At 72.4% G+C, this 24,755-nt stretch carries 21 protein-coding genes, 1 tRNA gene, 1 pseudogene and 1 riboswitch; of the genes and pseudogenes, 19 read left to right on the forward strand and 4 right to left on the reverse strand.

Going from position 1 to position 24,755, the window contains the following annotated elements; genetic code table 11:
- Positions 1 to 104 precede the first annotated feature (104 nt).
- The 7 genes from AB0C84_RS16615 to hpnH all read left to right on the forward strand — a co-directional run bounded on the left by AB0C84_RS16615 (position 105) and on the right by hpnH (position 8,349).
- Complete coding sequence (locus AB0C84_RS16615; RefSeq protein WP_361066530.1) at positions 105 to 1,025, forward strand: helix-turn-helix transcriptional regulator; 921 nt, start codon at positions 105 to 107, stop codon at positions 1,023 to 1,025.
- Positions 1,026 to 1,250: 225 nt separating this feature from the next.
- Positions 1,251 to 2,117, forward strand: a complete 867-nt coding sequence (gene hpnC / locus AB0C84_RS16620; RefSeq protein WP_361066533.1) for a squalene synthase HpnC — start codon at positions 1,251 to 1,253, stop codon at positions 2,115 to 2,117.
- Complete coding sequence (hpnD, locus tag AB0C84_RS16625) at positions 2,118 to 2,978, forward strand: presqualene diphosphate synthase HpnD (RefSeq protein WP_361066536.1); 861 nt, start codon at positions 2,118 to 2,120, stop codon at positions 2,976 to 2,978.
- Entirely contained in the window at positions 2,975 to 4,378 is a 1,404-nt protein-coding gene (hpnE, locus tag AB0C84_RS16630) for a hydroxysqualene dehydroxylase HpnE (protein ID WP_361066538.1), read from the forward strand. The genes hpnD and hpnE overlap by 4 nt, the downstream gene beginning before the upstream one ends.
- Positions 4,375 to 5,385, forward strand: coding sequence for a polyprenyl synthetase family protein (locus AB0C84_RS16635; RefSeq protein WP_361066541.1), 1,011 nt, complete (start codon positions 4,375 to 4,377; stop codon positions 5,383 to 5,385). The genes hpnE and AB0C84_RS16635 overlap by 4 nt, the downstream gene beginning before the upstream one ends.
- Before the next feature lie 32 nt (positions 5,386 to 5,417).
- Positions 5,418 to 7,283: a squalene--hopene cyclase gene (gene shc / locus AB0C84_RS16640; RefSeq protein WP_361066544.1), complete on the forward strand. Its 1,866-nt coding sequence runs from the start codon at positions 5,418 to 5,420 to the stop codon at positions 7,281 to 7,283.
- Between the two features lie 61 nt (positions 7,284 to 7,344).
- Entirely contained in the window at positions 7,345 to 8,349 is a 1,005-nt protein-coding gene (hpnH, locus tag AB0C84_RS16645; RefSeq protein WP_361066547.1) for an adenosyl-hopene transferase HpnH, read from the forward strand.
- A 69-nt stretch (positions 8,350 to 8,418) separates the two neighbouring features.
- Here hpnH and AB0C84_RS16650 read toward each other — a convergent pair whose 3' ends face one another.
- On the reverse strand, positions 8,419 to 9,150 hold the full coding sequence (locus tag AB0C84_RS16650; RefSeq protein WP_361066550.1) for a hypothetical protein: 732 nt from the start codon (positions 9,148 to 9,150) through the stop codon (positions 8,419 to 8,421).
- A 9-nt stretch (positions 9,151 to 9,159) separates the two neighbouring features.
- Positions 9,160 to 9,300: riboswitch (cyclic di-AMP (ydaO/yuaA leader) on the reverse strand.
- A gap of 228 nt (positions 9,301 to 9,528) precedes the next feature.
- Here AB0C84_RS16650 and AB0C84_RS16655 point away from each other — a divergent pair.
- Positions 9,529 to 11,004: an MFS transporter gene (locus AB0C84_RS16655; protein ID WP_361066553.1), complete on the forward strand. Its 1,476-nt coding sequence runs from the start codon at positions 9,529 to 9,531 to the stop codon at positions 11,002 to 11,004.
- A gap of 65 nt (positions 11,005 to 11,069) precedes the next feature.
- Here the strand turns inward: AB0C84_RS16655 and AB0C84_RS16660 are convergent, their stop codons facing one another.
- Positions 11,070 to 12,107 carry a cobalamin-independent methionine synthase II family protein gene (locus AB0C84_RS16660; protein WP_361066557.1) on the reverse strand — a complete coding sequence of 346 codons (1,038 nt, stop codon included), beginning with the start codon at positions 12,105 to 12,107 and terminating at the stop codon, positions 11,070 to 11,072.
- 123 nt (positions 12,108 to 12,230) lie between these two features.
- Between AB0C84_RS16660 and AB0C84_RS16665 the strand changes: the two genes are divergently transcribed.
- From AB0C84_RS16665 to AB0C84_RS16690, 6 genes and pseudogenes are all read left to right on the forward strand, one after another.
- Entirely contained in the window at positions 12,231 to 13,820 is a 1,590-nt protein-coding gene (locus tag AB0C84_RS16665) for a bis-aminopropyl spermidine synthase family protein (protein WP_361066560.1), read from the forward strand.
- 82 nt (positions 13,821 to 13,902) lie between these two features.
- Positions 13,903 to 14,283, forward strand: a pseudogene (locus AB0C84_RS16670) (aldehyde dehydrogenase family protein); the annotation flags it as partial.
- Positions 14,284 to 14,383: 100 nt separating this feature from the next.
- Positions 14,384 to 14,680 (forward strand): aldehyde dehydrogenase family protein, encoded by a 297-nt coding sequence (locus AB0C84_RS16675; protein ID WP_361066563.1) that lies wholly within the window; start codon positions 14,384 to 14,386, stop codon positions 14,678 to 14,680.
- 16 nt (positions 14,681 to 14,696) lie between these two features.
- A complete protein-coding gene (locus AB0C84_RS16680) occupies positions 14,697 to 16,988 on the forward strand; it encodes a pyruvate dehydrogenase (RefSeq protein ID WP_361066566.1) in 2,292 nt (763 codons plus the stop codon).
- Positions 16,989 to 17,118: 130 nt separating this feature from the next.
- Positions 17,119 to 17,532, forward strand: a complete 414-nt coding sequence (locus tag AB0C84_RS16685; RefSeq protein ID WP_361066569.1) for a VOC family protein — start codon at positions 17,119 to 17,121, stop codon at positions 17,530 to 17,532.
- A gap of 106 nt (positions 17,533 to 17,638) precedes the next feature.
- Positions 17,639 to 18,763: a PP2C family protein-serine/threonine phosphatase gene (locus tag AB0C84_RS16690; RefSeq protein ID WP_361066572.1), complete on the forward strand. Its 1,125-nt coding sequence runs from the start codon at positions 17,639 to 17,641 to the stop codon at positions 18,761 to 18,763.
- A gap of 11 nt (positions 18,764 to 18,774) precedes the next feature.
- On the opposite strand, the gene AB0C84_RS16695 is transcribed toward AB0C84_RS16690, so the two are convergent.
- Positions 18,775 to 18,978, reverse strand: a complete 204-nt coding sequence (locus tag AB0C84_RS16695; RefSeq protein WP_361066575.1) for a hypothetical protein — start codon at positions 18,976 to 18,978, stop codon at positions 18,775 to 18,777.
- A gap of 474 nt (positions 18,979 to 19,452) precedes the next feature.
- On the opposite strand from AB0C84_RS16695, the gene AB0C84_RS16700 reads away from it, so the two are divergent.
- Positions 19,453 to 20,028 carry a dihydrofolate reductase family protein gene (locus AB0C84_RS16700; RefSeq protein ID WP_361066578.1) on the forward strand — a complete coding sequence of 192 codons (576 nt, stop codon included), beginning with the start codon at positions 19,453 to 19,455 and terminating at the stop codon, positions 20,026 to 20,028.
- 753 nt (positions 20,029 to 20,781) lie between these two features.
- On the opposite strand, the gene AB0C84_RS16705 is transcribed toward AB0C84_RS16700, so the two are convergent.
- Positions 20,782 to 20,853: transfer RNA gene (locus AB0C84_RS16705), tRNA-Arg, on the reverse strand.
- 114 nt (positions 20,854 to 20,967) lie between these two features.
- Between AB0C84_RS16705 and AB0C84_RS16710 the strand changes: the two genes are divergently transcribed.
- The 4 genes from AB0C84_RS16710 to AB0C84_RS16725 are packed head-to-tail and all read left to right on the forward strand — an operon-like array spanning position 20,968 to position 24,715.
- Positions 20,968 to 21,330 (forward strand): response regulator, encoded by a 363-nt coding sequence (locus tag AB0C84_RS16710; protein WP_361066664.1) that lies wholly within the window; start codon positions 20,968 to 20,970, stop codon positions 21,328 to 21,330.
- Between the two features lie 21 nt (positions 21,331 to 21,351).
- Complete coding sequence (locus AB0C84_RS16715) at positions 21,352 to 22,026, forward strand: DALR anticodon-binding domain-containing protein (RefSeq protein WP_361066581.1); 675 nt, start codon at positions 21,352 to 21,354, stop codon at positions 22,024 to 22,026.
- Complete coding sequence (gene lysA, locus AB0C84_RS16720; protein WP_361066584.1) at positions 22,023 to 23,414, forward strand: diaminopimelate decarboxylase; 1,392 nt, start codon at positions 22,023 to 22,025, stop codon at positions 23,412 to 23,414. Before AB0C84_RS16715 ends, lysA begins: the two co-directional genes overlap by 4 nt.
- Positions 23,411 to 24,715 carry a homoserine dehydrogenase gene (locus tag AB0C84_RS16725; protein WP_361066587.1) on the forward strand — a complete coding sequence of 435 codons (1,305 nt, stop codon included), beginning with the start codon at positions 23,411 to 23,413 and terminating at the stop codon, positions 24,713 to 24,715. The genes lysA and AB0C84_RS16725 overlap by 4 nt, the downstream gene beginning before the upstream one ends.
- The last annotated feature ends 40 nt before the right edge of the window (positions 24,716 to 24,755 follow it).

A 24,755-nucleotide genomic window follows, 5' to 3' on the forward strand; every position in this document is an offset into this window, starting at 1 on the left:
CCGCGTGGCCGGGACGGTAGGTAACATACGGTCTTATCTCCGACGCGCAGCGTGAACTATAGTCGGAGCGGTCGTCCATGCCGTCTTCCGATGAGGAGTCCCCCTTGGCCTCCGTCACGATCACCGGCAGCAGGAAACCGCCGTCGGCGCGGAGCGCCCCGGCCGGTGCGGCCCGCGCGCAGGGCGACCCGTTCGTCCCGCGCATGCTGCTCGGCAAGCGGCTGCGGGAACTGCGGGAGGCGGCCCGGCTGTCGCGGCCCAGGGCGGGCCTGGCGGTCGGCGCCTCCGAGTCGAAGATCGCCCGGCTGGAGCTGGGTCGCACCCGCGCCAAGCCGGGCGACGTCGGCGGCCTGCTCGACCGCTACGGCGCCGAACCCGACGAGCGCGCGACCCTGCTCGCCCTCGCCGAGCAGACCGGCGCGCGGCCCTGGTGGCACGGCGACGGCGACATCGTCCCGCGCTGGGTCCGCGACTACCTCAGCGCCGAACAGGCCGCCAAGCTGGTCCGCACGTTCGAGGCCCAGTTCGTCCCCGGCCTGCTGCAGACCGAGGACTACGCTCGCGAGCTGGTCCGCGGCCTGAGGCCCGAGGACGAGGCCGAGGTCGAGCGGCGCGTGGAGTTCCGGATGCGGCGCCAGCGCGTCCTGCGCCGCAGGCCGCGCCCGCTCAACCTCTGGGTCGTGCTTGACGAGGGGGCGCTGTGGCGTCCCGTCTGCGCGCCCGCGACGATGCGCATGCAGATCCTGCACATCATCGAGCAGTGCCGGCGTCCGAACGTCACCATCCAGATCGCGCCCCTCGGCATCTCCGGCCAGATCGCCGGCGACGGGTCGCTCACCCTCGTCCGGTTCCCGCAGCAGGGCCTGCAGGACATGGTCTATCTGGAGCGTCCCGACAATGCCGTCTACCCGGCGCGGCGCGCCGAGATCGAACACCACTGGCACATTTTCAACACGCTGGTGACCGAGGCGGCACCGCCCGAGCGGACGCCGCACCGGCTCGCGCAAATCCTCGCCACCTACTGAGCCGCCACTCGTTCCGCCGCTGATCACTCGGCGCTCCGATTTCCTGTTCCCGCATGACCACTTCCGGCCTATATTCATAAAGGACGGTAATTCGGGAGGCTCGGCGCGGCCGATCGGGGACGTACGCATCATGGGCCCCGTCGACGTCCATGTTTACCGGCCGGTCACCCGGTTAACGGGCATCGATGTACGCCCCCGCGCCGCCACCGCCCCAGGGGGAACGCCATGTCCGTCAGCGAGCGTCTGTGGAACGCCACCGAGGAACGCCGGGCGAGGACCGAACTCCAGTCCGGGGAGAACTTCCCCGTCGCCTCCCGGCTGCTTCCCGCACGCCACCGCGCGCACCTGCTGAACGTGTACGGCTACGCCCGGCTGGTCGACGACATCGGCGACGAGGCCACGCCGGGCGAGCGGGCCGGGCTCCTCGACCTCGTCGAGCGCGACCTCGACCGCGTCTACGCGGGAGAGCGGCCGGAACTGCCCGTGCTGCGCGACCTGGCCGGGACGATCGTGGCCCGCCGCGTCCCCGCCGAGCCGTTCCGCCGCCTGGTCCAGGCGAACCGCCAGGACCAGGACGTCACCCGGTACGCGACGTTCGACGACCTCCTCGGCTACTGCGCGCTGTCCGCCGACCCGGTCGGGCACATCGTCCTGCACGTGTTCGGCGCCGCCACACCGGACCGGCTGCGCCTCTCGGACCGGGTGTGCACCGCCCTGCAGATCATCGAGCACTGCCAGGACGTCGGCGAGGACCACCGCAACGGCCGCGTCTACCTCCCCGCGGACGACCTGCGGCGGTTCGGCTGCACCGAGGACGATCTCACCGCCCCGGCGACCCCGACCCGGCTGCGCGGCGTCGTGGCGCTCCAGGCGAGGCGGGCGCGGCGCATGCTCGACGAGGGCGCCGCCCTCACCGGAGGGCTCCGGGGATTCGCGCGGGTCGCCGTCGCCGGATACGTCGCGGGCGGGCTCGCCGCCCTCGACGCGCTGGAGCGCGCCGCCTACGACGTCCTGCCGGGCCCGCCGCGGCCGAGGAAAGTGCGGCTGCTCGCCGAGTGGTCGCGGACGATGGGAAGGAGAAGGGCAGCATAGATGGACGCATCCACCGCCTACCGGCACTGCGAGAGCGTCGTACGCTCCCAGGCGCGCAACTTCTCTTACGGGATCCGGCTGCTTCCCCCGCCCAAAAGGCGAGCCCTCAGCGCCGTGTACGCGTTCGCCCGGCGGATCGACGACGTCGGCGACGACCACGGCGCGCCCGTGGCGGACCGGCTCGCCGCGCTCGCGGACGAGCGCGCGCGGCTCGCCGACCTCGGCGCCCACGCCGGCGACCCGGTGCTGGTCGCGCTGGCCGACGCGGCCCGCCGCCACCCGATCCCCCTCGGCGCGTTCGGCGAGCTCATCGACGGCTGCGAGGCCGACGTGCGCGGCGAGGCCTACGACACCTTCGACGACCTCCTCTGGTACTGCCGCTGCGTCGCCGGCTCCGTCGGCCGCCTGTCGCTCGGCGTGTTCGGGACGGCCGACCCCGCCGCGGCCGCACCGCACGCCGACGCGCTCGGCGTCGCGCTCCAGCTGACCAACATCCTCCGCGACGTCCGGGAGGACGCGCTGAACGGCCGCGTCTACCTCCCCGCCAAGGACCTCGCCCGGTTCGGGTGCACCCTGGAGCGCGACGGGACGGGACGGACGACCGACGACCCCGAGCGTTTAGCGAGCCTCATCCGCTTCCAGGCCGACCGGGCGGGACGGTGGTATGACGACGGCCTGAATCTGCTGCCCATGCTCGACCGGCGCAGCGCCGCGTGCGCGGGCGCGATGGCGGGCATCTACCGGCACCTGCTGCGGCGCATCACGGCCGACCCGCTGACCGCCCTGGAGACGCGGACGTCCCTGCCCGCCTGGGAGAAGGCGACGGTGTCCGCCCTGGCGATGGCCGGGGTCCACCGGTGAGCGCCCGCGACGGCGGCCCGGCGGAGGTCGCGATCGTCGGCGGCGGCCTCGCCGGGGTCACCGCCGCACTGGCGCTCCAGGAGGCCGGGGTCCGCCCGACGATCTACGAGGCGCGTCCACGGCTCGGCGGCGCCACCCACTCGTTCTCGCGGGACGGGCTGACGGTCGACAACGGGCAGCACATCTTCCTGAAGTGCTGCTCGGCTTACCGGGGGCTGCTCGCCCGGCTGGACGCCCTCGACAGTGTCCGCGTCCAGGACCGCTTCGACGTCCGCGTCCTGGCCCCGGACGGACGCGCCGGACGCCTCCGCCGCGCGGCGTCCACCGCACGGCTCCGCCGTGTCAGGGCCCCGGGGCCGCTGCACCTGCTGCCCGCGCTCGCCGGGTACCGGCTGCTCGCGCCGTCCGACCGGCTGCGGGCGGTCGGCGCGGCGCTGGCGCTCGACCGCCTTGACCCGGCCGACCCGTCCCTCGACCGGATCAGCATGGGCACCTGGCTCGCCGAGCACGGCCAGGGCCCCTGGGCGCGCGAGGCGCTCTGGGAGCTGTTCGTCACGGCCGCGCTCAACGCCCGGCTGGACGGCGCCGCGCTGGGTTCCGCCGCGTTCGTGTGCCGGACCGCGCTCCTCGGCCGCGCGGACGCCGCCGACATCGGCGTGCCCGCGGTCCCGCTCGGCGACCTGCACGGCACGCTCCCGGCGGCCAGGATCGAACGGGACGGCGGCCGGATCCACCTGAACGCGAAGGTGACGGCGATCGACGCCGGGCCGAAGCTCGTCGTGAACGGCTCCCCGGTCGGCGCCGACGCCGTCGTCGTCGCCGTGCCCCACCGGGCGGCGGCCGCGCTCGTCCCCGCGGAGGCGGCCCCGGACCGGGCGCGCTGGGGCGGCCTCGGCTCCAGCCCGATCGTCAACGTCCACGTCGTCTACGACCGCCCCGTCCTGCGGGTGGACGGCGCGGCCCCGCCGTTCGCCGCCGCGGTCGGCTCACCCGTCCAGTGGGTGTTCGACCGCACCGGGGTGAGCGGCCTCACCGGCGGCGGCCAGTACCTGGCGGTGTCGGTCTCGGCGGCCGACCGCTGGATCGGCGCTCCCACCGCCGAGCTGCGCGCGGTGTACCTCGCCGAACTGGAGCGGCTGTTCCCGGCCGCCCGCCGCGCCCGCGTCACCGACTTCTTCGTGACGAGGGAACGGCACGCGACGTTCCGTCAGAGCCCCGGCAGCGGCGCGCTGCGTCCCGCGTCCGCGACCCGGCTGCCGTGGCTGTTCCTCGCCGGCGCGTGGACCGACACGGGCTGGCCCGACACGATGGAGGGAGCCGTGCGCAGCGGGCTGACCGCGGCCCGGCTCGTCCGCCGCCACCTGGACCGGACGGCCCCGGGCGAGGTGAGCGGCCGATGACCGCCGTCCCGGCCTCGATCACCGGCGGCCGCGCCCTGGTCGACCGGGCCATGCGCGCCTCCGCGGACCGGCTCGACCCGTGGACCCGCCGCGTCGTCGCCTACCACCTCGGCTGGACCGACGAGAACGGCGACCCCGCCGCCGCGGGCGGCAAGGCGCTGCGCCCCGCGCTGGCGCTGCTGTCCGCGCGGGCCGCCGGCGCGTCCGAGGAGACGGCGCTGCCCGGCGCCGTCGCCGTCGAGTTCGTGCACGCGTTCTCGCTGCTGCACGACGACATCATGGACGGCGACCGGACCCGCCGGCACCGCCCCGCCGCGTGGACGGTGTTCGGCCCGTCCGCCGCCATCCTCGGCGGCGACGCGCTGATGGCGCTGGCGGAGAACCTGCTCCTGGAGCGGCGGACGCGCGGCGCCCACCGGGCGGCGCGCGCGCTGACCGCCGCCACGCAGCGGCTCATCACGGGCCAGGCGCTCGACATCGGGTTCGAGCAGCGCGACGACGTGGCCCTCGGCGAGTGCCTGGCGATGGCGGCGGACAAGACGGGCGCGCTGCTCGCCTGCGCCTGCTCGATCGGGGCGATGCTGGCCGAGGGCCCCACCCGCCTCGTCGCCGGCCTCACCGGGTTCGGCGCCGAGACGGGCCTGGCGTTCCAGCTCGTCGACGACCTGCTCGGCATCTGGGGGAGCCCGGACACGACAGGCAAGCCCGTCCTGGCCGACCTGCGGGCGCGCAAGAAGTCGCTGCCGGTCGTGTACGCGCTGAACGCCGGGCGTCCCGAGTCGCGCCGGCTCGCCGCCCTGTACGCCGACCCCGGGCCGCCGTCCGAGGACGCCCTGCGGGAGATGGCCCGGCTCGTCGAGGCGGCGGGCGGGCGCGACTGGGCCGCCGCCGAGGCCGACCGCCGCGTCGCCGCAGCCGGGCGCCACCTCGACGACTCGGGCATGGACGGTCCCGTGGCCGCCGAGTTCCGCGACATCGCGCTGTTCGTCACCTCCCGGGACCACTGACCCCGCCGCGCCGGGGAGAAGGGAAGCGCCGCATGACCACCACCGACGTGTCCGGGCTCACGGGCGCGGCCGCCGCCGCGGTCGAGGCCGCCCGCGACCACCTGCTCGGCCTGCAGTCGCCCGAGGGTTGGTGGAAGGGCGAGCTGGAGACCAACGTCACCATGGACGCCGAGGACCTGCTGCTCCGCCAGTTCCTCGGCATCCGCTCCGACGCCGACACCAAGGACGCGGCGCGCTGGATCCGCTCGCGGCAGCGCGCAGACGGTACGTGGGCCAACTTCCACGGCGGCCCGGCCGACCTGTCCACGACGATCGAGGCGTACGTCGCGCTGCGGTTCGCCGGCGACCCGGTGGACGCCGGGCACATGCGCAGGGCCGCCGCGTACGTGCGGGAGGCGGGCGGGATCGAGGGCAGCCGCGTCTTCACCCGCTTCTGGCTGGCGCTGTTCGGGCAGTGGTCCTGGGACGACCTGCCGGTCATGCCGCCCGAGCTGGTGCTCCTGCCGAGCCGCGTCCCGCTGAACGTCTACGACTGGGCGTGCTGGGCGCGGCAGACGATCGTCCCGCTGACGATCCTCGGGTCGCTGCGCCCCGTCCGGGCGCTGCCGTTCGACCTGCCCGAACTGCGCCGCGGCGTCATGCCGGCCCGGGACGCCCGGGGCTGGGGGGCCGCGTTCAACGCCCTCGACCGGGTCCTGCACGTGTACGAGAAGCGGCCGGTGCGCCCGCTGCGCCGGGCGGCGCTGCGCCGGGCGGCCGACTGGATCATCGCCAGGCAGGAGGCCGACGGCTGCTGGGGCGGGATCCAGCCGCCGTGGGTGTACTCGCTGATGGCGCTGCACGAGCTCGGCTACGGCCTCGACCATCCGGTCATCAGGCGCGGCCTGGACGGGCTCGAACGCTTCACGATCCGCGACGGGAGGGGGCGGCGCCTCGAGGCGTGCCAGTCGCCCGTCTGGGACACGGTGCTCGCCATGAACGCGCTCGCCGACGCGGGCGTGGCCGCCGACCACCCCGCCCTGCTGCGGGCGGCCGGATGGGTCGCCGGCGAGGAGGTCCGCGGTCCGGGGGACTGGGCGGTGAAGCGGCCGGACGTCCCGCCGGGCGGCTGGGCGTTCGAGTTCGACAATGACGTCTACCCCGACACCGACGACACCGCCGAGGCGATCCTCGCGCTGCGCAGGGTCGCCTTACCGGAGGCGGAGGAGCCGATCAGGCGGGCCGTTCGCTGGCTGGAGGGGATGGCGTCGCGCGACGGGGGCTTCGGCGCCTTCGACGCCGACAACACCCGCGAGCTGTGCACGAAGCTGCCCTTCTGCGACTTCGGCGCCGTCATCGACCCGCCGTCCGCCGACGTCACCGCCCATGTCGTCGAGGCGCTGTCGAAGGAGGGCCTCGCGGAGTCGGCCGTGGTCAGGCGCGCCGTCGTGTGGCTGCTCAGGGCGCAGGAGGCGGACGGCTCGTGGTTCGGGCGCTGGGGCGCGAACCACGTCTACGGGACGGGCGGCGTGGTGCCCGCGCTCGTCGCGGCCGGGGTCGGCCCCGGCAAGCCCGCGATCCGGCGCGCCGTCGTCTGGCTGGAGGACCACCAGAACCCGGACGGCGGCTGGGGCGAGGACCTGCGCTCCTACGACGACCCCGCGTGGATCGGGCGGGGAGAGTCCACCCCGTCGCAGACGGCCTGGGCGCTGCTGGCGCTGCTGGCCGCGGGCGAGCGCACCCCGGCCGTGGAGGCGGGCGTGCGGTGGCTCGTCGACCACCAGCGGCCGGACGGCACCTGGGACGAGGACCTGTTCACCGGCACCGGCTTCCCCGGCGACTTCTACATCAACTACCACCTGTACCGGCTGGTCTTCCCCGTGAGCGCCCTCGGCCGCTACCTGGACGGTGCGGCGTGAGGCGGGCGCGCGGTCCGGTGAAGGCCGCCGGGTCCACCCTGCACAAGGAGGTCCGGACACCATGAGCATGCCGCTCCGCCAGAGCCTTCGCATCGGGGGCTACATTCTGCGCAACAAGCTGCGCGGCCGGGAGAAGTTCCCGCTCATCGTCGAGCTGGAGCCCCTGTTCGCCTGCAACCTCGCCTGCGCCGGCTGCGGGAAGATCCAGCACCCGCACGACGTGCTGAAGAAACGCATGCCGGTGGAGCAGGCCCTCGCCGCCATCGAGGAGTGCGGGGCGCCGATGGTCTCCATCGCGGGCGGCGAGCCGCTCATGCACCCGCAGATCGACGAGCTGGTGAAGGAACTCGTCCGGCGCAAGAAGTTCGTCTTCCTGTGCACGAACGCCTTGCTCATCCCCAAGAAGCTCGACAAGTTCACGCCGTCGCCGTACTTCGCCTGGGCGGTGCACATCGACGGCCTGCGGGAACGCCACGACGAGTCCGTCTGCAAGGAGGGAGTGTTCGACGAGGCCGTCGCGGCCGTCAAGGAATGCAAGCGGCGCGGGTTCCGCGTCACGACCAACACGACGATCTTCAATACGGACACGCCGCAGACCGTCATCGACGTCATGAACTACCTCAACGACGACCTCCGGGTCGACGAGATGATGATCTCGCCCGGCTACGCCTACGACAAGGCGCCCGACCAGGACCACTTCCTCGGCGTCCAGGAGACGCGGGAGCTGTTCCGCAAGGCGTTCGGGGGCGGCAACCGCAAGCGGTGGCGCTTCAACCACTCGCCCCTGTTCCTGGACTTCCTGGAAGGCAAGGTCGACTTCCCCTGCACGGCCTGGGCGATCCCGTCCTACTCGCTCTTCGGCTGGCAGCGTCCCTGCTATTTGATGTCGGACGGCTACGCGCAGACCTACCAGGAACTCCTGGACGAGACCGACTGGGACTCCTACGGACGGGGACGCGACTCCCGCTGCGCCAACTGCATGGCCCACTGCGGCTACGAACCCACGGCCGTCTTCTCGACCCTCGGTTCCCTGAAGGAGTCCCTGCGGGCCGTCCGCTCGGTCTGACCCGTCCCGCTCCTCGGCCCGTTCCGCCCGGCACCGGCGATGAGCCGATGCCGGGCATCTCCCGCCGGCCTACTTGAGGGACGTCGGCCGGTACGCCTTGTACTCGTCGTCCGAGGACAGCCCGTAGTCGAGCGTCCGGTGGTCGGTTCCGTACCGGCCGCGCTGCTCGTAGGCCCAGTACGACGAGTGCTCCTTGTCGGCCCACTTCTCGAAGATGACGACGTGCCGCGTGGTGTTGCTGCCGAGGGCGTCCATGACGAGGTCGCCCTTCTTCAGCCCGGACATCTCGATGCGCTCGGTGTACCGCGACGAGGTGAGGCCGACGGTGTTCGTCCCGGGCTTGGGCAGGCCGAGCGCCATGGACACGAAGCCCGAGCAGTCGGTGCGGTAGCCGTTGTGCGTGCTCGTCTGGCTGTAGGGGACCCGCTCGTCGGAGTGCGGATGCCAGGTCTCCGCCCGCTTGATGACCTTGGACCGCTCGTCCGGCACGGGCTCGGCGGCCTGCTTCTTGGTCTTGGTCTTCGTGGACGGCTCGGCCTTCGCCGGTGCCTTGAACTCCTTCAGGACCTCGGCCTGGGCCCTGACCTGCTCCTGCGGTGCCGCCTTCCGCGGCGCGGCCTGCTGCCCCGCGGTCCGCTGCTGCGGCACGGTCTGGACGGCGGCGACGTTCTCGGTGGACGCGTGCTGCAAGGTCGTCGGCACTGCCGCCGTCACGCCGAAGACGGCGAGGCCTGTCAGCGTGACCGTGGCCCAGGGGCCGGGCCGGAGGACGCGCGACCGCTTGCTCTGCTTGCCTTTCAAGGGGGGCTCCTTGCTTCCATGTGCCGCCTACCGGGTTAGCTGACGGGTTCGGACGTGGAAGTCGCCCTACGGCCCGAGAACAGGCCGATTCACCCCAGTGCGGGTTGGGTCCCCGGCTCCGCGCCACGGCGGACTCGGCGGGTGCCGCTGGGAGACAGCGGCTCTGACGATGTGGGGCCCGATCGATGAGGGGTCTCGGGCCTTGGCGCGCGGGGATGGCACCCCGCCCCACCGGAGTGGGACAAAACGCCTGGCAGACGCCTTGAAGGGGCAAAGCTACTGAAACCTCCCAGGGAGGGCAAGGTCACCTCTAGACGGAGGAGAAACCTCCAGTTATTATCCGGAGGAGAACCCTTCATTTATTGGGAGGTGGGTTCCATGACCGCCATCACGGCGCGGACCGCGTCCGGCCCGTCCGCGGGCACCCCGAACCGGCGCTGGGCGGCGCTGGTCGTCATCGCCGTCGCGCAGCTGATGATCGCGCTCGACGCCACGATCGTGAACATCGCGCTGCCGACGGCCCAGCACGCGCTCGGCTTCGGCGACGCCGACCGGCAGTGGGTGATCACCGCCTACACCCTCTCCTTCGCCGGGCTGCTCCTGCTCGGCGGCCGGATCGCCGACCTGGTCGGGCGGCGCCGCAGCTTCCTGGCCGGGCTGGCCGGATTCGCGATCGCCTCGATGATCGCCGGGGCCGCCCCGGGCTTCGGGGTCCTCGTGGTCGGGCGCGCCCTGCAGGGGGCGTTCGCCGCGCTCCTCGCGCCGACCGCCCTGTCCCTGCTGGCGGTGACCTTCACCGAACCCAAGGAGCGCGCGAAGGCGTTCGGCGTGTACGGCGCCGTGGCCAGCAGCGGCGCGGCGGTCGGGCTGCTGCTCGGCGGCGCGCTCACCCAGTACGCCGACTGGCGCTGGTGCCTCTACGTCAACGTCGCGATCGCCGCGGCCGCCTCGGTGGCGGGACGGATCGTCCTTCCGGCGCCGCCCGGCTTCCCCGGGTCGCGCCTCGACTGGATCTCCGCCGTCCTCGTCACCGGCGGACTGGCCGCCGTCGTGTACGGCGCGGGCCAGGCCGCCCCGCACGGCTGGGACGCGTGGCAGACCACCGCGCCGCTCGCGGCCGGCGTCCTGGCGCTCGCCCTGTTCGTCGTGCGCCAGGCCCGGCACGGTGCGCCGCTGCTACCGCTGCGGATCCTCGCCGACCGCAACCGGGCGGGCGCCTACCTCGCGGTGGCCACCGCGGTCGTCGGCGCCTTCGGGGTCTTCCTCACGCTGACCTACTACCTCCAGGTGGTCGCGCACTTCTCGCCGATGCGCACCGGGCTGGCGTTCCTGCCGATGGCCGTCGCGAACTCCGCGAGCGGCTACCTGGTCGGCGCCCTGCTCATCAGGCGGGTGCCCGCCCGGCTGCTGATCGCCGGGGGCCTGCTCACCGCCGCGGCCGGGCTGGCCATCCTGACCAGGCTCGGCGCGGGCAGCGGCTACGCCACCGCCGTCGTCCCGGTCGAGATCCTGCTCGGGCTCGGCATGGGCGCCGCGTTCCCGCCCGCGTTCTCGCTGGCGACCGCGGGCGTCTCCCCGCGCGAGGCCGGCGTCGCCGCCGCCGTCGTCAACGCCGCGTCCCAGATGGGCGGCTCGATCGGGACCGCCGTCGTCAACACCGTCGCGATCGGCGCGACGGCGGGCTACCTGCGCGAGCACGGCCCGGGCGCCCCGCGGGTGAGCGCCCTCGTGCACGGCTACACCGCCGGTGCGACCGTCTCGGCCCTGGCCCTGACCACCGTCGCCGTCGTGGTGATGCTCCTCATCCGCACCCCGCCGCCGTCGGACGCCCCCACAGAGCGCGCTTCCCGATGACCGCCGCGACTTCCCCTGAACGCACCTCCGCGAGGGCGCTCAGGGGAAGCAGGGCTCCAGGGCGGTCAGACGCCCAGTTCGGCGGCGGCCAGGGCCGTGCCCTCCACGCGGGCGGCTATCTTCGCGAAGGCCGTGTCGCGGGACGTGGAGGTGTCGTCGGCGAACGGGGAGAAGCCGCAGTCGTCGCAGGTGCCGAGGCGGTCGACGGGCAGGTGGCGGGCGGCGGCGAGGACGCGGTCGCGGATCTGCTCGGGCGTCTCCACGCGGGGGTCGATGGGGTCGACGACGCCGACGAAGACGCGGGCGTCCGCGGGCAGGTGGGCGGCGACGATGGCCAGGATCCGGTCGGGGTCGGGTTCGCTGGCCAGCTGGAGGTAGAAGGCGCCGGCCTTGAGCTCGAAGAGCTTGGGCAGCAGCCCCGCGTAGTCGACGTCGAGGCTGTGAGTGGAGTCGAGGTCGCCGCCCGGGCACACGTGCACGCCGATCCGGGCGCGCTCGTCGGAGGAGAAGCGCTCCAGGACCCGGTTGTTGAGCGCGATGAAGGCGTCCAGCACGCCGCCGCTGGGGTCGAGCTTGAGCGACAGCCGCCCCTCGGTGAAGTCGAGCTGCACCACGTGGGCGCCCGCGTCCAGGCAGGAGCGGATGTCGGCCTCGGCCTCGTCGACCAGGTCGTCGAGGAACATCTCGCGCGGGTAGCCGTCGATGCCGTCGGCCGGGTACAGCAGGCTCAGCGCCGACGGCGCGATCACGGCCTGCTTGACCGGCGCCGTCGCGTGGCGCTGGGCGGCCCGCAGGTAGTCCACGGCGTGGCCGGTGTAGCGGAACGGGCCCGCCGTCAGCCGCGGCAGCTGCCGCTGGTGCCCGTCGGCGAACGGGATCACCGCGCCGTCGGGGGCCAGGTCGGCCAGGCCCGCGATCGGGTAGGTGGCGAAACTCGGCTTGGACTGCTCACCGTCGGTCACCACCGGGGAGCCGAGCTCCTCCAGCCGGCGGAGGGTCTCGCGCACGGCGCGCTCCTGGGCGGCGGCCAGCTCGGACGGCGCGGCGGTGAGGAGTTCCCGGGGACGCGGGATGCTGCCGATGGGCTCTGTGGGAAGGGGCATACCACGAACCTACGCTACTCAAAGTAGCGACAGAAGTGCTCATCGTGACCAGAGGTGGCCGCGTGAATCTTCGGCGACGTCGCGGCGAATTCGCGCGGGCCCGCACGCCGGTAGCATTCGCGGGTGGTTGATGGGGGAGCACCGACAGGGCCGCCGGTCGCGGCGGACATGGATCCCCGGCGGATCCACGCCGCGCTGAGCCTGCTGGCTGACCGGCGCTGGCGGACGCTCGGCGAGCTGGTCCGGGAGACGGGCGCGCCGCGGCGTTCGGTGGAGTCGCTGCTGGCCGGGCTCTCGCTGGAGCACGCCGGCGGCGACCGGTTCCGCCTCACCCCGGAGCAGGGCGCCGAGATCGCCGAGTCGCTGCGCACCGGGTACCGCCCGCTCGACCCGGCCGACCCGGTGGGGCACCTGCTGCCCGAGTACACCGCCGTGGTGGAGCGGGTGGCCGGGCTGATCGAGCGGGCGCCGCGGGCGCGGCACGTCCTGGACCACGTGTCGGCCACGCCGGAGACGGTGGTGCGGCGGGCCCTGCTCCTGGGGGCGCGGTTCTGGCTGCCGGGCACGCGCCTGCTGTGCGTGGGCGACCACGATCTGACCTCGCTGGCCGTCGGGCTGGTGCACCCGGGCGTGCAAACGACCGTCGTGGACGTCGACGAGCGGATCCTGGCCTACATTGACGAGTGCGCCGCCGAACTCGGGCTGGACGTGCGCACCCGCTGGGCGGATCTGAGGCTGGGGCTTCCGGCGTCGGCCGTCGAGTACGCCGACCTGGCGGTGACCGATCCTCCGTACACGCCGGAGGGCGTCGGGCTGTTCGTGGCGCGAGCTGTTCAGGGGCTGCGGGACCAGGGGCAGGGCCGGGTCCTGCTCGCCTACGGGGCGAGCGACCGCACTCCGATGCTCGCGCTGAAGGTCCAGCAGGCGCTGCAGGATCTGAACCTCGTGAGCGAAGCCGTCTACCCGGACTTCAACAGCTACTTCGGCGCGGAGGCGATCGGTTCGCGCGCCGACCTGTACGTCCTGCGGCCGACCGGCAAGAGCCTGCCGGCCGCGGCCGCCCGCGCCGACCGGTTCGCCACCGCCATCTACACCCAGGGGCCCCAGGCGGTCGAAGCCCGGACGGCGGAGGGGGCGTCGCCCAACGTCGCCGACCTCCACCCGGACGTCCTGGTCGGAGACTGGCCCAAGCAGGTGCTCCCGCAGGTGCCGCGCGTGCGGCTGACGACCTGGCTGGCCAAGCCGTACGCCGCGCGGGTGCGGCACGCGGCCGTCGCGCTGCCCCCGGGGCTGGAGGGCGCGCTGGTCCGCGTGCTGCTGGCCACGCGCGCCGAGCACGTCCGGGTGTTCCTCTCCGAGGCTCCCGGCGACCTCGCGGACGAGGCCGCCTCGCTCGCGGCCGTTTACGAGCTGACCCGGCGCGGCTCGGTCGTGGAGGCGGTGCGCACCCCGTCCGGCACGGCCGACGAGACCCAGCGGATCGTGCGCGCGATCCTGGACCGGGCGCACGGGAAGGTCGCCAACGTCTGGCGCGACGCCCTGCTCGACGCGCACGCGGGCCTGACCAAGCGGCAGGCCCGCGCGATCGTGGCCGACGCCGCTCCCTGGGCGCGGGACGTCACCCTGGTGGAACTCCCGCTCCACCGCCTGCGCGACCTGCCCGCCGCCGTCCGCGCCTCCCTGGACCTCGTCACCGCGGCCCCGGCCGGCTAGGGCCGCGCCGTCACGACTCCTTCGACAGGGCCTCGACGGTCCGGGCCGCGGCGGTGCGGAGGTCCGCTTCGGAGTGGCCGAGATGGGTGACGGCGCGCAGGACGGTGGGGTGGTGGGCGTTGGACCACAGCACGCCGTGGGAGCGCAGGCGGTCCCGGGCGCCCTCGCGGTCGAGCCCGAGCGAAGCCAGATCGAGGAAGACGAAGTTGGTGCCGACGCGTTCGCCAACTCGGGCCAGTCCTGCTCGGCGGCGGGACGCGTCATCGCCGCCGCATCGGTCGCGGCCGAGCTGGAGGAACGCCTGGTCGAGGAGGCCCGGCGCGAGGTGGTCGGGTCGCCCTTCGAGGCGGGCACCACCATGGGGCCGGTGCACACGCGCGGCGTGGCCGACGCGATGGCCCGGCACGTCGCCGACGCCCTGGCGCGCGGCGGCCGGACGGCGTTCTGCGGCGCCCCCCTGCCGGACCGCCCCACCGACCTGTTCTGGCGTCCCACCGTCCTGGTCGGGCTGGACGCGGACGCCGCGGCCCCTGGGCGAGGAGACGTTCGGCCCGCTGGCGCCGGTGCTGCGGGTCGCCGACGACACCGAGGCGATCCTCGCCGCCGCGAACCGCGGCCGGTACGGGCTGAGCTCGGCGGTCTTCGGACGCGATCTGGACCGTACCCTGGCGGTGGCCGGCCGGCTCCGCGCGGGACAGGTCACCGTCAACGACACCAGCAACTACTGGGAGCTGCATCTGCCGTTCGGCGGTGCGCCGGGCACCGACAGCGGTCACGGCCGGCTGGGCGGCCGCTACATCGCGGAGGCCGTCACGGAGATCCAGTCGATCTCCGTCGACCTGACCCCGCCCTGGCGCTGAGGCAAAGGAGCCGACGATGAACGATCCGGTGGCGACGGCCACGCACTCCGGCGTGCTGGAGGAGGTCGAGCGGCGGGTGCTGTGGCTGTCCACGGCGATCGTGCACCACGCCAACCGCGTCCGGCCCAACCCGTCCGGGCTGAAGGTGGGCGGCCACCAGGCGTCCTCGGCGTCGATCGCGTCCATCATGACGGCGCTGTGGTTCCGCCACCTCGGGCCGCAGGACCGCGTCTCGGTCAAGCCGCACGCGTCCCCCGTCCTGCACGCGATCAACTACCTGCTCGGCGAGCTGGACGAGCGGTACCTGACGACGCTGCGCGAGTTCGGCGGACTCCAGAGCTACCCGAGCCGCACCAAGGATCCCGACCCGGTCGACTACTCCACCGGATCGGTGGGCATCGGAGCCACCGCGCCGATCTGGGGCGCGGTCGCCCGCCGGTACGTGGAGGGCGCGCCCGCCGGGCGCCAGTACTCCCTGGTCGGCGACGCCGAACTGGACGAGGGCGCCGTCTGGGAGGCGATCCTCGACCCGGGCGTCGCCGAACTGGGCGAGATCGTGTGGATCGTCGACCTCAACCGGCAGTCCCTCGACCGCGTCGTGCCGTACCTGGCCGCGCACCGGTTGAAGGGCATGTTCGCCGCCGCGGGCTGGCAGGTGCTGACGCTGAAGTACGGCCGCCTGCTCACCGAGCTGTTCGAGCGCCCCGGCGGCGAGGACCTGCGCGCCCGCATCGACGCGATGCCCAACCCCGAGTACCAGCGCCTCCTGCGCTGCGACGCCGCCGAACTCCGCGACCGCCTCCCCGGCGGCAGCGAGCCCGTCGCCCGCCTGATCGCGGAACTCGACGACGCCACCCTCCTCGCGGCCCTGCGCAACCTGGGCGGCCACGACTTCGGCACCCTCGCCGAGGCCTTCGACGCCATCGACGACACCCGGCCGACCGTGATCTTCGCGTACACGGTCAAGGGCCACGGCCTGCCCAGCGAGGGCCACCCCCAGAACCACTCCTCCCTCCTCACCGCCGACCAGATCGCCGAGCTCGCGCCCCGCCTGGGCGCCGACCCGGACGCCCCCTGGGCCCGATTCGGCGAAGGGTCGCAGGCCGCGCGCCTGTGCGCCGAAACGGCCGCACGCCTGCGCCGGACCCCCGCCGCCCCGCAGGCCCCGCCCCCGGTGCCGGACGACATCGGCCGCACCCCCAAGGGCACCGCCACCACCCAGGCCGCCCTCGGCCGCCTCCTCCTCGACCTCACCCGCGAGGCCCCCGACGCCGCCGCCCGCGTCGTCACCGTCAGCCCGGACGTCAGCTCCAGCACCAACCTCGGCGGCTGGGTGAACAAGGCCGGCGTCTGGTCGACCTCCGAACGCCGCGACTGGTTCGCCGACGACGGCGAGACGATCCTGCACTGGCGGGAAGGCCCGGCGGGCCAGCACATCGAACTCGGCATCGCCGAGACCAACCTCGTCGGCCTCCTCGGCGAACTCGGCGCCACCTGGAGCCGCTGGAACCGTCCCCTGCTCCCGATCGGCGTCCTGTACGACCCGTTCGTCGGCCGCGCGCTCGAACCCTGGTCGTTCGGCATCTACGCGGGCGGCCAGTCGATCCTGATCGGCACCCCGTCCGGGGTCACGCTGGCCCCCGAGGGCGGCGCGCACCAGTCCATCGTCACCCCGTCGATCGGCGTCGAGCAGCCGGGCTGCGTCGCCTACGAGCCCGCGTTCGTCCTCGACACCGAATGGACGCTGCTCGCGAGCATGGCCCGCCTCGGCCGGCCGGGCGGCGGCTCCGCCTACCTGCGCCTGTCGACCCGCCCGGTCGACCAGACCCTCGCGGACGTCCCCGTCGACCCCGCCGCCCGCGAACGTCGCCGCCGCCAGGTGATCGCCGGCGCTTACCCGCTGCGCCGCTCCGCCCGTCCCGCCGTCACCATCGCGGCGATGGGCGCCCTCGTCCCCGAGGCCATGGCCGCCGCCGACCGCCTGGAGCAGGCGGGAGTGGGCGCGGACGTGGTCTGCGTGACCAGCCCCGGCCTGCTCTTCCAGGCTCTCCGCTCCCGACAGGGCCAGGACGACGGCCCGAACTGGATCCTGGACCAGGCGTTCCCCGCGTCCCGCGCCACCCCGCTCGTCACCGTCCTGGACGGCCACCCCCACACCCTGGCCTTCCTGGCCGGCGTGAACAACGTCCCCTGCACGACCCTGGGTGTCACCACCTTCGGCCAGTCCGGCTCCATAGAAGACGTCCACCGCCACCACGGCATCGACACCGACTCGATCATCCGCGCGGCCCTCGACCTCCACTCCTGAGGATCGATCAGGAATCGAGAAGCGCCGGCCTCCCGTCCCTACGTAGCGTGATGTTCACGAAGGCGGAAGCAGGTGGCCGACAGGCCCACCCACCGCCGATGCGACCATCGCGCACACGAGGGGACACGACATGAAGGCGCACGTGAGTTCGATCCTGCTGGGCGTCCGGGACATGGAGCGGGCCAAGCGGTTCTACACCGAGGGTCTCGGCTGGAAGATCCAGAACGACTACGGCATCTCGGTGTTCTTCGAGTCGGACGGTGCCTCGCCCGTCGGCTTCTACGGCCGCGACGGCCTGGCCGACCAGGTCGGCACCAGCGCGGACGGCAGCGGCTTCAGCGGCCTGGTGCTCACCTACGTCGTCCGCAGCGAGGCGCGCGTCGACGAGGTCATGGCGGAGGCCGAGAAGGCCGGCGCCACGATCCTCAAGCCCGCCGGCGCCCTGCCGTGGGGCGGGTACGGCGGCACCTTCGCCGACCCGGAGGGCTACATCTGGAGCCTCGGCTACAGCGCCCAGGGCGAGGACCAGCCCTACGCGGAGTGACCAAGCCCGGTTCGGCGTCGGCGCGGTGTCGCCGGCGCCGAACCACCGGGCCCCGGATCCGAAACCACCCTGCGTGATCTAATGATCACAACAGGGACGGCTCTCGGTGGGACAGGAGATGGGCATCTCGGAGGATCCGGACGCCGCCGCGGGACGGGGCGGCCTCACCTGGCGGGTCGTGGCGGGATGGCTGGTGGGGATCACGGCGGCCCTCGCCGTGACCGGCCTCGCGCTCGGCAGGGAGACCGGCCTGGCCCCGTTCCTGATCTTCCTGCCCACGCTGATCGCCGGCCGCGGCACCGTCCGGCAGACCGCGGTCGCCTCCGTGTGGACGATCCTGGTCATCGCCGGCTCCCTGATCCGCAGCCCGCTGCCGTCCGCCGCCGCCAACGCGAGCGTGATCGCCTTCGCCGTCGCGCTCGACGGCCTGAGCGTGATCCAGGCGGTCCGCCGCATCCGCCAGGAAAAGGAGATCAGCCGGCTCCGCTCCGCGGCGGCCGCCCTCCAGCGCCAGATCCTGCGCCCGTTCCCCCTCGTCACCGGCGAACTCCTCGTCCACGGCCTCTACGAGCCGGTCGAGGAGGACAGCATGGTCGGCGGCGACGTCTACGAGGCCATGCCGACGCCGTACGGAAGCCGCGTCCTCATCGCCGACGTCCAGGGCAAGGGCCTCCCCGCCATCAGCGCGGCCTTCGCGGTCCTCAGCTCGTTCCGCGAGGCGGCCCTGGTAGCGCCCACACTCACCGCCCTCGTGAACGCCCTGGAGAACTCGGTCCTGCGGCACAACTCGTTCGTCGCCCAGACGGGTGAAGAACAACGATTCGTCACAGCGCTCGTCCTGGGCATCACGCAGACAACGGCCCAAGCCATCAACTGCGGTCACATCCCGCCCTACCTACTGACCGCCCGGCAAACAGGCCAGGTACCCCTAGGAGAGGCGTCCCTGCCACTGGGCCTGGCCTCCCTAAGCCCAGAACCACGAAACGTTACAACCTTCGACTTCCCAACCGACTCCACACTCCTCCTGTGCACCGACGGCGTCACCGAAACCCGCGACCCCGCCGGCGCCTTCTACCCCCTAGAAGCCCGCCTCCCCACCTGGAAAGACCTACCTCCCAACGAGATGGCCCCCACCGTCAACCACGACCTGGAGCAGTACTCCCAAGGCAAACTCACAGACGACAGAGCCCTCCTGATCCTCCACAGAAAACCCACCCCGAATGACGAGTGACGCCGACCTCATCAGCTATAGAAATGCCTGCCGTACTCCTCGCGGCTCACGGTGAAATCACCCGGCCTGGTCTCCCGAAGCAGCCTGTACCGGACGTCGAACGCGTCGATCGCCTCATGAATGCTGTAGCCGTACTCCTCATGCAAGATCACGATGGCGGGAAGGATCCGATGCCGCACGATGTACTCGTCGATCTCGCCCCAACGATCGATCACGCGCCAAGTCTCGCACGCGGAAGACGACCCATGAGGGTCGGAGGAACTCACCGGAGGAAAGACGTAGTGCATGGCCAAGGCCCTGAACCGGACCGCGCACGGTGTGTCACCGTAGAGCCGTGGACTCAGCGAAGCTGTCCCGCGAGGACATCGCTCACTTGCTCCGTGACCTCTGCATAGACCTCGGCTTCTGCCTGCCGCCGCAGGAACAAGCCGCGCTATGCGACTCGCCGCCAGCCGACGTGGACGCCTTCACAAAAGCAGTGTTCCGGGCCGAAGGCTTGGACCCATCGCCACACGCAACCCTCTACGCCCAAGTCCGAAAAATGGTAGCCAAAACCTTCCCCAACGACCCCACCACCTAACAACCAAGCCCCGCCGCCAGCACCAGGTCACCGATGAGTTCGACCGGCACGCCGAGTCGTACAAAGCACAACAGACCTTGGGAACACCGGCAGATGGAGGGCACTACCCATGGCACAAGTGATCTGCGACATGTCCGTCTCGCTCGACGGGTATGTCACCGGCCCGAACGACAGCCGCGAGAACCCGTTCGGCGACGGTGCCTGGATGCTGCACAAGTGGATGTCCGACCAGGCGACCGACGAGGACTGGGCCATCCTGGGCCAGGTGATCGCAAACTGGGGTGCGGTGGTGATGGGCCGGAAGTCCTTCGAGAAGAACGAGGGGGATGGCGGCTGGGGCGAGGGCGGCCCGATGGGCGACGTCCCGTGCTTCGTGGTCACTCACCAGGCGCCGACCAAGTCGTACCCGCCCGTGTTCACCTTCGTCACCGACGGGGTGGCCAGCGCGATCGAGCAGGCCAAGAGGGCGGCGGGCGACAAGGTCGTCGGCCTGCACGGCGCGACCGTCATGCAGCAGGCACTCCCGCTCGGCCTGGTCGACGAGATCCGCGTCCATGTGGTCCCGGTCCTGGTCGGCGGCGGAACACCGTTGTTCGGCGCGCTCGCCTCCTCGATCCCCCTCGAACGCACCCGGGTGATAGCCACCCCCGCGGCAACCCACATCTCCTACCGCGTCGTCCACTGACGAAAAGAAAACGCTCTGCCGAGCTACGCCGCCTCGTGAGGAAAAGGGCCGAGGCCGCCCCCTCACGCCACTCTCCACGACGCCCTACAACCCTGGTCTACGACCAATAAATGTGTAGCGCTACGAGAGAGCGACTGCCACCTGCCGGACGCCGGATGAGGCATTTTGACGCCCGTTCAAACACTCCCGGTGCCCCCAAGGAGGTGGACGGACGACAGCGAGCGGCAGGGGCAGCGTCACGCATCGAGCGCGGTCCAGTTGGACCGAGATTCCGCCCGGTCCTGGAGCTCTCGTGCTCGTCAGCAAGGTGAATTCGCTGCTCTTAGAGAGGAGTCTCCCTGCAGGATTCAACTTGTGCACACGGCCTCACGAGGCGGCCGAAGAGACCATGTCGCTTGGCCGGCTCCGTGGTTGGAGAGCCTCACCGTTGAGAAGCGGGACGAGTACGAGGGCCTGGTCCCGCTCTTCGCGAGTGGTGACCTTGAGCCGTTGCGGTTGCAGACGCGTCCCGTCATTCGTCTCTCGTGGAACGTCATGCCGCTCGGAGTCTGGTGACCGGGTGCGCTCTCGCGCGCTGGTTACGGCCGCGTGTGGGAGACGCGCGTGTAGACGGCGAGTTCGGGCGCTGGAACACAGATGGAACGTGGGCCGTGGCTTGCGGGTTCTGTGGTGGCGTCTGGTGTCGCTTGGGCCAGGAACGAGAAGAGCCGGTTTCCGCTGGTGGGACGCGGGAACCGGCTGATCGTTTGTAGGTGCCCCCTGCAGGATTCGAACCTGCGCACACGGCTCCGGAGGCCGTTGCTCTATCCCCTGAGCTAAGGGGGCGCGACGCGGTATGAGGTTACCAGGGTTGGCGGGGTGACGCGCACGGGGAGGTTCGCCGTGCGTCCGGGGGTCGGGTGGGCTAACTTCGAGGCCGTGACCGAGCCACTGGGACGCGTGCTGGTCGTCGATGATGACGAGGTGATCCGCCAGCTCATCGCCGTGAACCTGCAACTGGAGGGGTTCGAGGTGTCGACCGCGGTGGACGGGCGGGACTGCCTGGACAAGGTGGTGGAGGTCGGGCCGGACGTGATCACGCTGGACGTGATGATGCCCCGGCTGGACGGGTGGGTGACCGCGGTGCGGCTGCGGGAGGATCCCGGGACCGCGCACATCAGGGTCGTGATGATCACGGCGCGGGCGCAGGAGCACGATGTGCGGCGGGGGCACGAGATCGGTGTCGACGCGTACGTGACGAAGCCGTTCGACCCCAACCAGCTGATCCAGACGGTGCGGAAACTGGCGGCGGTGTCCAGATAGTGGTCGGCTAGTCTCACCAGGGTGACTCCAGGGGACGCTCTCGTGCGCGCGGTGCGGGACGCCGTGGACGCGGGGGAGATCGATGTCGCGGTCCCCGCGGAGGTCGTGGTCTTCGGGCGGGGCGGCGGGGTCTTCGAGAGTCCGGTGGCGCTGAGGCTCGGCGTCGACCCGTGGGTGATCGCGCGGCGCGTCGGGGGGAGTGTCTCCGGGCCCGGGTTCGTCAGGGTCGTGGTGGGGCCCGAGCTCGTGGAGGTCATCCGGCGTGATCCTGGTTACGGGGTCGCGCGGGTGCCGCGGGGCGGCTGGAGCGAGTGGCCCCGGACGTTCGACAATCCCGGCTTCTCGGTGCGTTACGCCTATGCGCGGGCCTGTTGGGTGGGGCGCTGGGCCCGGGAACTCGGGGTCGGGGCCGGGCCGTTCGAGGGTGGTGCGGAGGAGCTCGTGGGGGCGTTGGGGGACGTTCCCGGGCGGGCCGCTCAGGCGGAGCGGGAAGGCGACGCCAGGCCCCTGATGTTGTGCTTGGAGAGCGTTGCCGGGGCGTACCACGAGGTGCACGAGCGTTGCCCCGCGCTGCCCGTGGGCGATGAGGAGCCCGGGGCGGTGCACGCGGGACGGGTCGGCTTGGCGGAGGCCGTCAGGGTCGTCCTGGGCAACGGGCTGAACATGATCGGTGAAACACCTAGAGAGCGGATATGAGTCGAGTACACCCTGCTGGGCCGCGGCACGCCGACGTCCTGCCGGAGGACCATCCGGCGGGGCCGGCGGAGGACCTCAACGCGCTTGAGGCCGCCGTGTGGCCGCGGAACTCCAAGCGTGAGGACGGTGTCCTCACCGTCGGGGGAGTGGACGTCAGGGACCTGACGAAGGAGTACGGGACGCCCCTCTACGTCTATGACGAGGAGGACGTCCGGAGCCGCGCGAGGGAGTACGCGGCGGCGTTCCATGATGGGGACGTCCACTATGCGGGCAAGGCGTTCCTGTGCACGGCCGTCGCGCGGTGGCTGAACGAGGAGGGGCTCGGCCTCGACGTGTGCAGCGGGGGCGAGCTCGCGGTGGCGCTGGCGGCGGGCTTTCCCACCGAGCGCATCACGTTGCACGGGAGCAACAAGGCGCCCTGGGAGCTGGAGAAGGCCCTGGATGTGGGGGTCGGGCGGATCGTGCTCGACTCGTTCGAGGAGATCGCGCGTGTGGGGTACCTCGCCCAGGAGAGGGGCGTGCGGCCCAAGGTGATGGTGCGCGTCACCACGGGGGTGGAGGCGCACACGCACGAGTTCATCGCCACCGCGCACGACGACCAGAAGTTCGGGTTCTCCCGGAGTTCCGGGGCGGCGCTGGAGGCGGTCAGGCGGGTTCTGGGGCTGGGGCAGCTCGAACTGGTCGGGCTGCACAGCCACATCGGGTCGCAGATCTTCGAGGTGGACGGGTTCGAGGTGGCCGCGCACCGGCTGGCCGGGCTGCTGGTGGCCATCCGGGACGAGCACGGCATCGAGCTTCCGGAGCTGGACCTCGGCGGCGGCTACGGCATCGCGTACGTGCCGGGCGAGGAGCCGCACGATCCGAAGTCGATCGCGGACGGGCTGCGCGACATCGTGGCGCGCGAGTGCCGGGCGTACGGGCTGTCGATGCCGCGGCTGACCGTGGAGCCGGGACGGGCGATCATCGGTCCCGGCGGCGTCACGCTGTACGAGGTCGGGACGGTCAAGGACGTCGAGGGCCTGCGCACGTACGTGTCGGTGGACGGCGGCATGTCCGACAACCTGCGCACGGCGCTGTACGGCGCCGAGTACACCGGGGTACTGGCCAGCAGGACGTCCGAGGCCGCCCCCATGCTCAGTAGGCTTGTCGGCAAGCACTGCGAGAGCGGCGACATTGTGGTGCGGGACCTGTGGTTCCCCGAAGATCTTGCGGCGGGGGACCTGGTGGCGGTGGCGGCGACCGGTGCGTACTGTCGGTCGATGGCCAGCAACTACAACCATGTCCCGAAGCCCGCCGTGGTGGCGGTGAGGGACGGCAGGTCGCGCGTGATCGTCCGGCGGGAGAGCCCGGAGGACCTGCTGCGGCTCGATGCGGAGGTCGAAGCGTGAAACCCGGACTGCGCGTGGCGCTGCTCGGTTGCGGCGTGGTCGGGACGGAGGTCGTCCGGCTGCTGAATGAGCAGGCCGACGACCTGGCCGCGCGCGTCGGAGCCCCGCTGGAACTGGCCGGGATCGCGGTGCGCCGGCCGGACCGGGTGCGCGCGGGCATCGACCCGGGGCTGCTGACCACGGACGCGCAGACGCTGGTGACCAGGGACGACGTCGACATCGTCATCGAGGTGATCGGCGGCATCGAGCCGGCCAGGTCGCTGATGCTGGAGGCGATGAAGACCGGCAAGTCGGTCATCACCGCGAACAAGGCGCTGCTGGCCGAGGACGGGGCGACGCTGTTCGCGGCGGCGCGGGAGTACGGCGCCGACCTGTACTACGAGGCGTCCGTGGCGGGCGCTATCCCGCTGCTGCGGCCGCTGAGGGAGTCCCTGGTCGGCGACCACGTGCACCGGGTGCTCGGCATCGTGAACGGGACCACGAACTACGTCCTCGACCAGATGGACACGCACGGCGCCGGGTTCAACGAGGCGCTGGAGGAGGCGCAGGCGCTGGGCTACGCGGAGGCCGATCCGACGGCCGACGTGGAGGGTTTCGACGCGGCCGCCAAGGCGGCGATCCTGGCGCAGCTGGCCTTCCACACGCCGGTGACGGCCGCGGATGTCCACCGCGAGGGCATCACCGAGGTGAGCGCCGCCGACGTGGCGGGCGCCCAGGGCATGGACTGCGTGGTCAAGCTCCTGGCCATCTGCGAGCGGATCCCTTCGCGGGACGGCCGGAACGGCCGCGGGGTGTCGGTCCGCGTCTACCCGGCGATGATCCCCCGGTCGCATCCGCTGGCGAGCGTCCGGGAGGCGTACAACGCGGTGTTCGTCGAGGCGGAGTCGGCGGGCTCGCTGATGTTCTACGGGGCGGGGGCCGGTGGCGCTCCGACGGCGTCGGCGATCCTCGGCGACCTCGTCGCGGTCGCCCGCAACGTGGTCGGCGGCACGCCCGGCCCGGTGGAGGTCACGTACGCGAAGCTGCCGGTGCTGCCGATGGGCGAGACCGTCACCCGCTACTACATCGAGGTGGACGTGACGGACGAGGCGGGCGTGCTCGCCACGGTCGCCGAGGAGTTCGCCAGGCACGGTGTGTCGATCCAGGCCGTCCGGCAGGTGGGCTCGGGCGAGGAGGCGCAGCTCGTCGTCGTGACGCACCGCGCGCCGGACGCCGCGCTGTCGGCGACGGTGGCGGGCCTGCGCGAGCTGGAGATCGTCCGCGGGGTGACGAGCGTCATGCGCGTCGAAGGGGACGAGTGAGGCGGGGCCCGTCCCGGTAGACTCCTGGCGAACATCGCAG

This window comes from Actinomadura sp. NPDC048955, assembly GCF_040649435.1.
Classification (GTDB): Bacteria; Actinomycetota; Actinomycetes; order Streptosporangiales; family Streptosporangiaceae; genus Spirillospora; species Spirillospora luteofluorescens.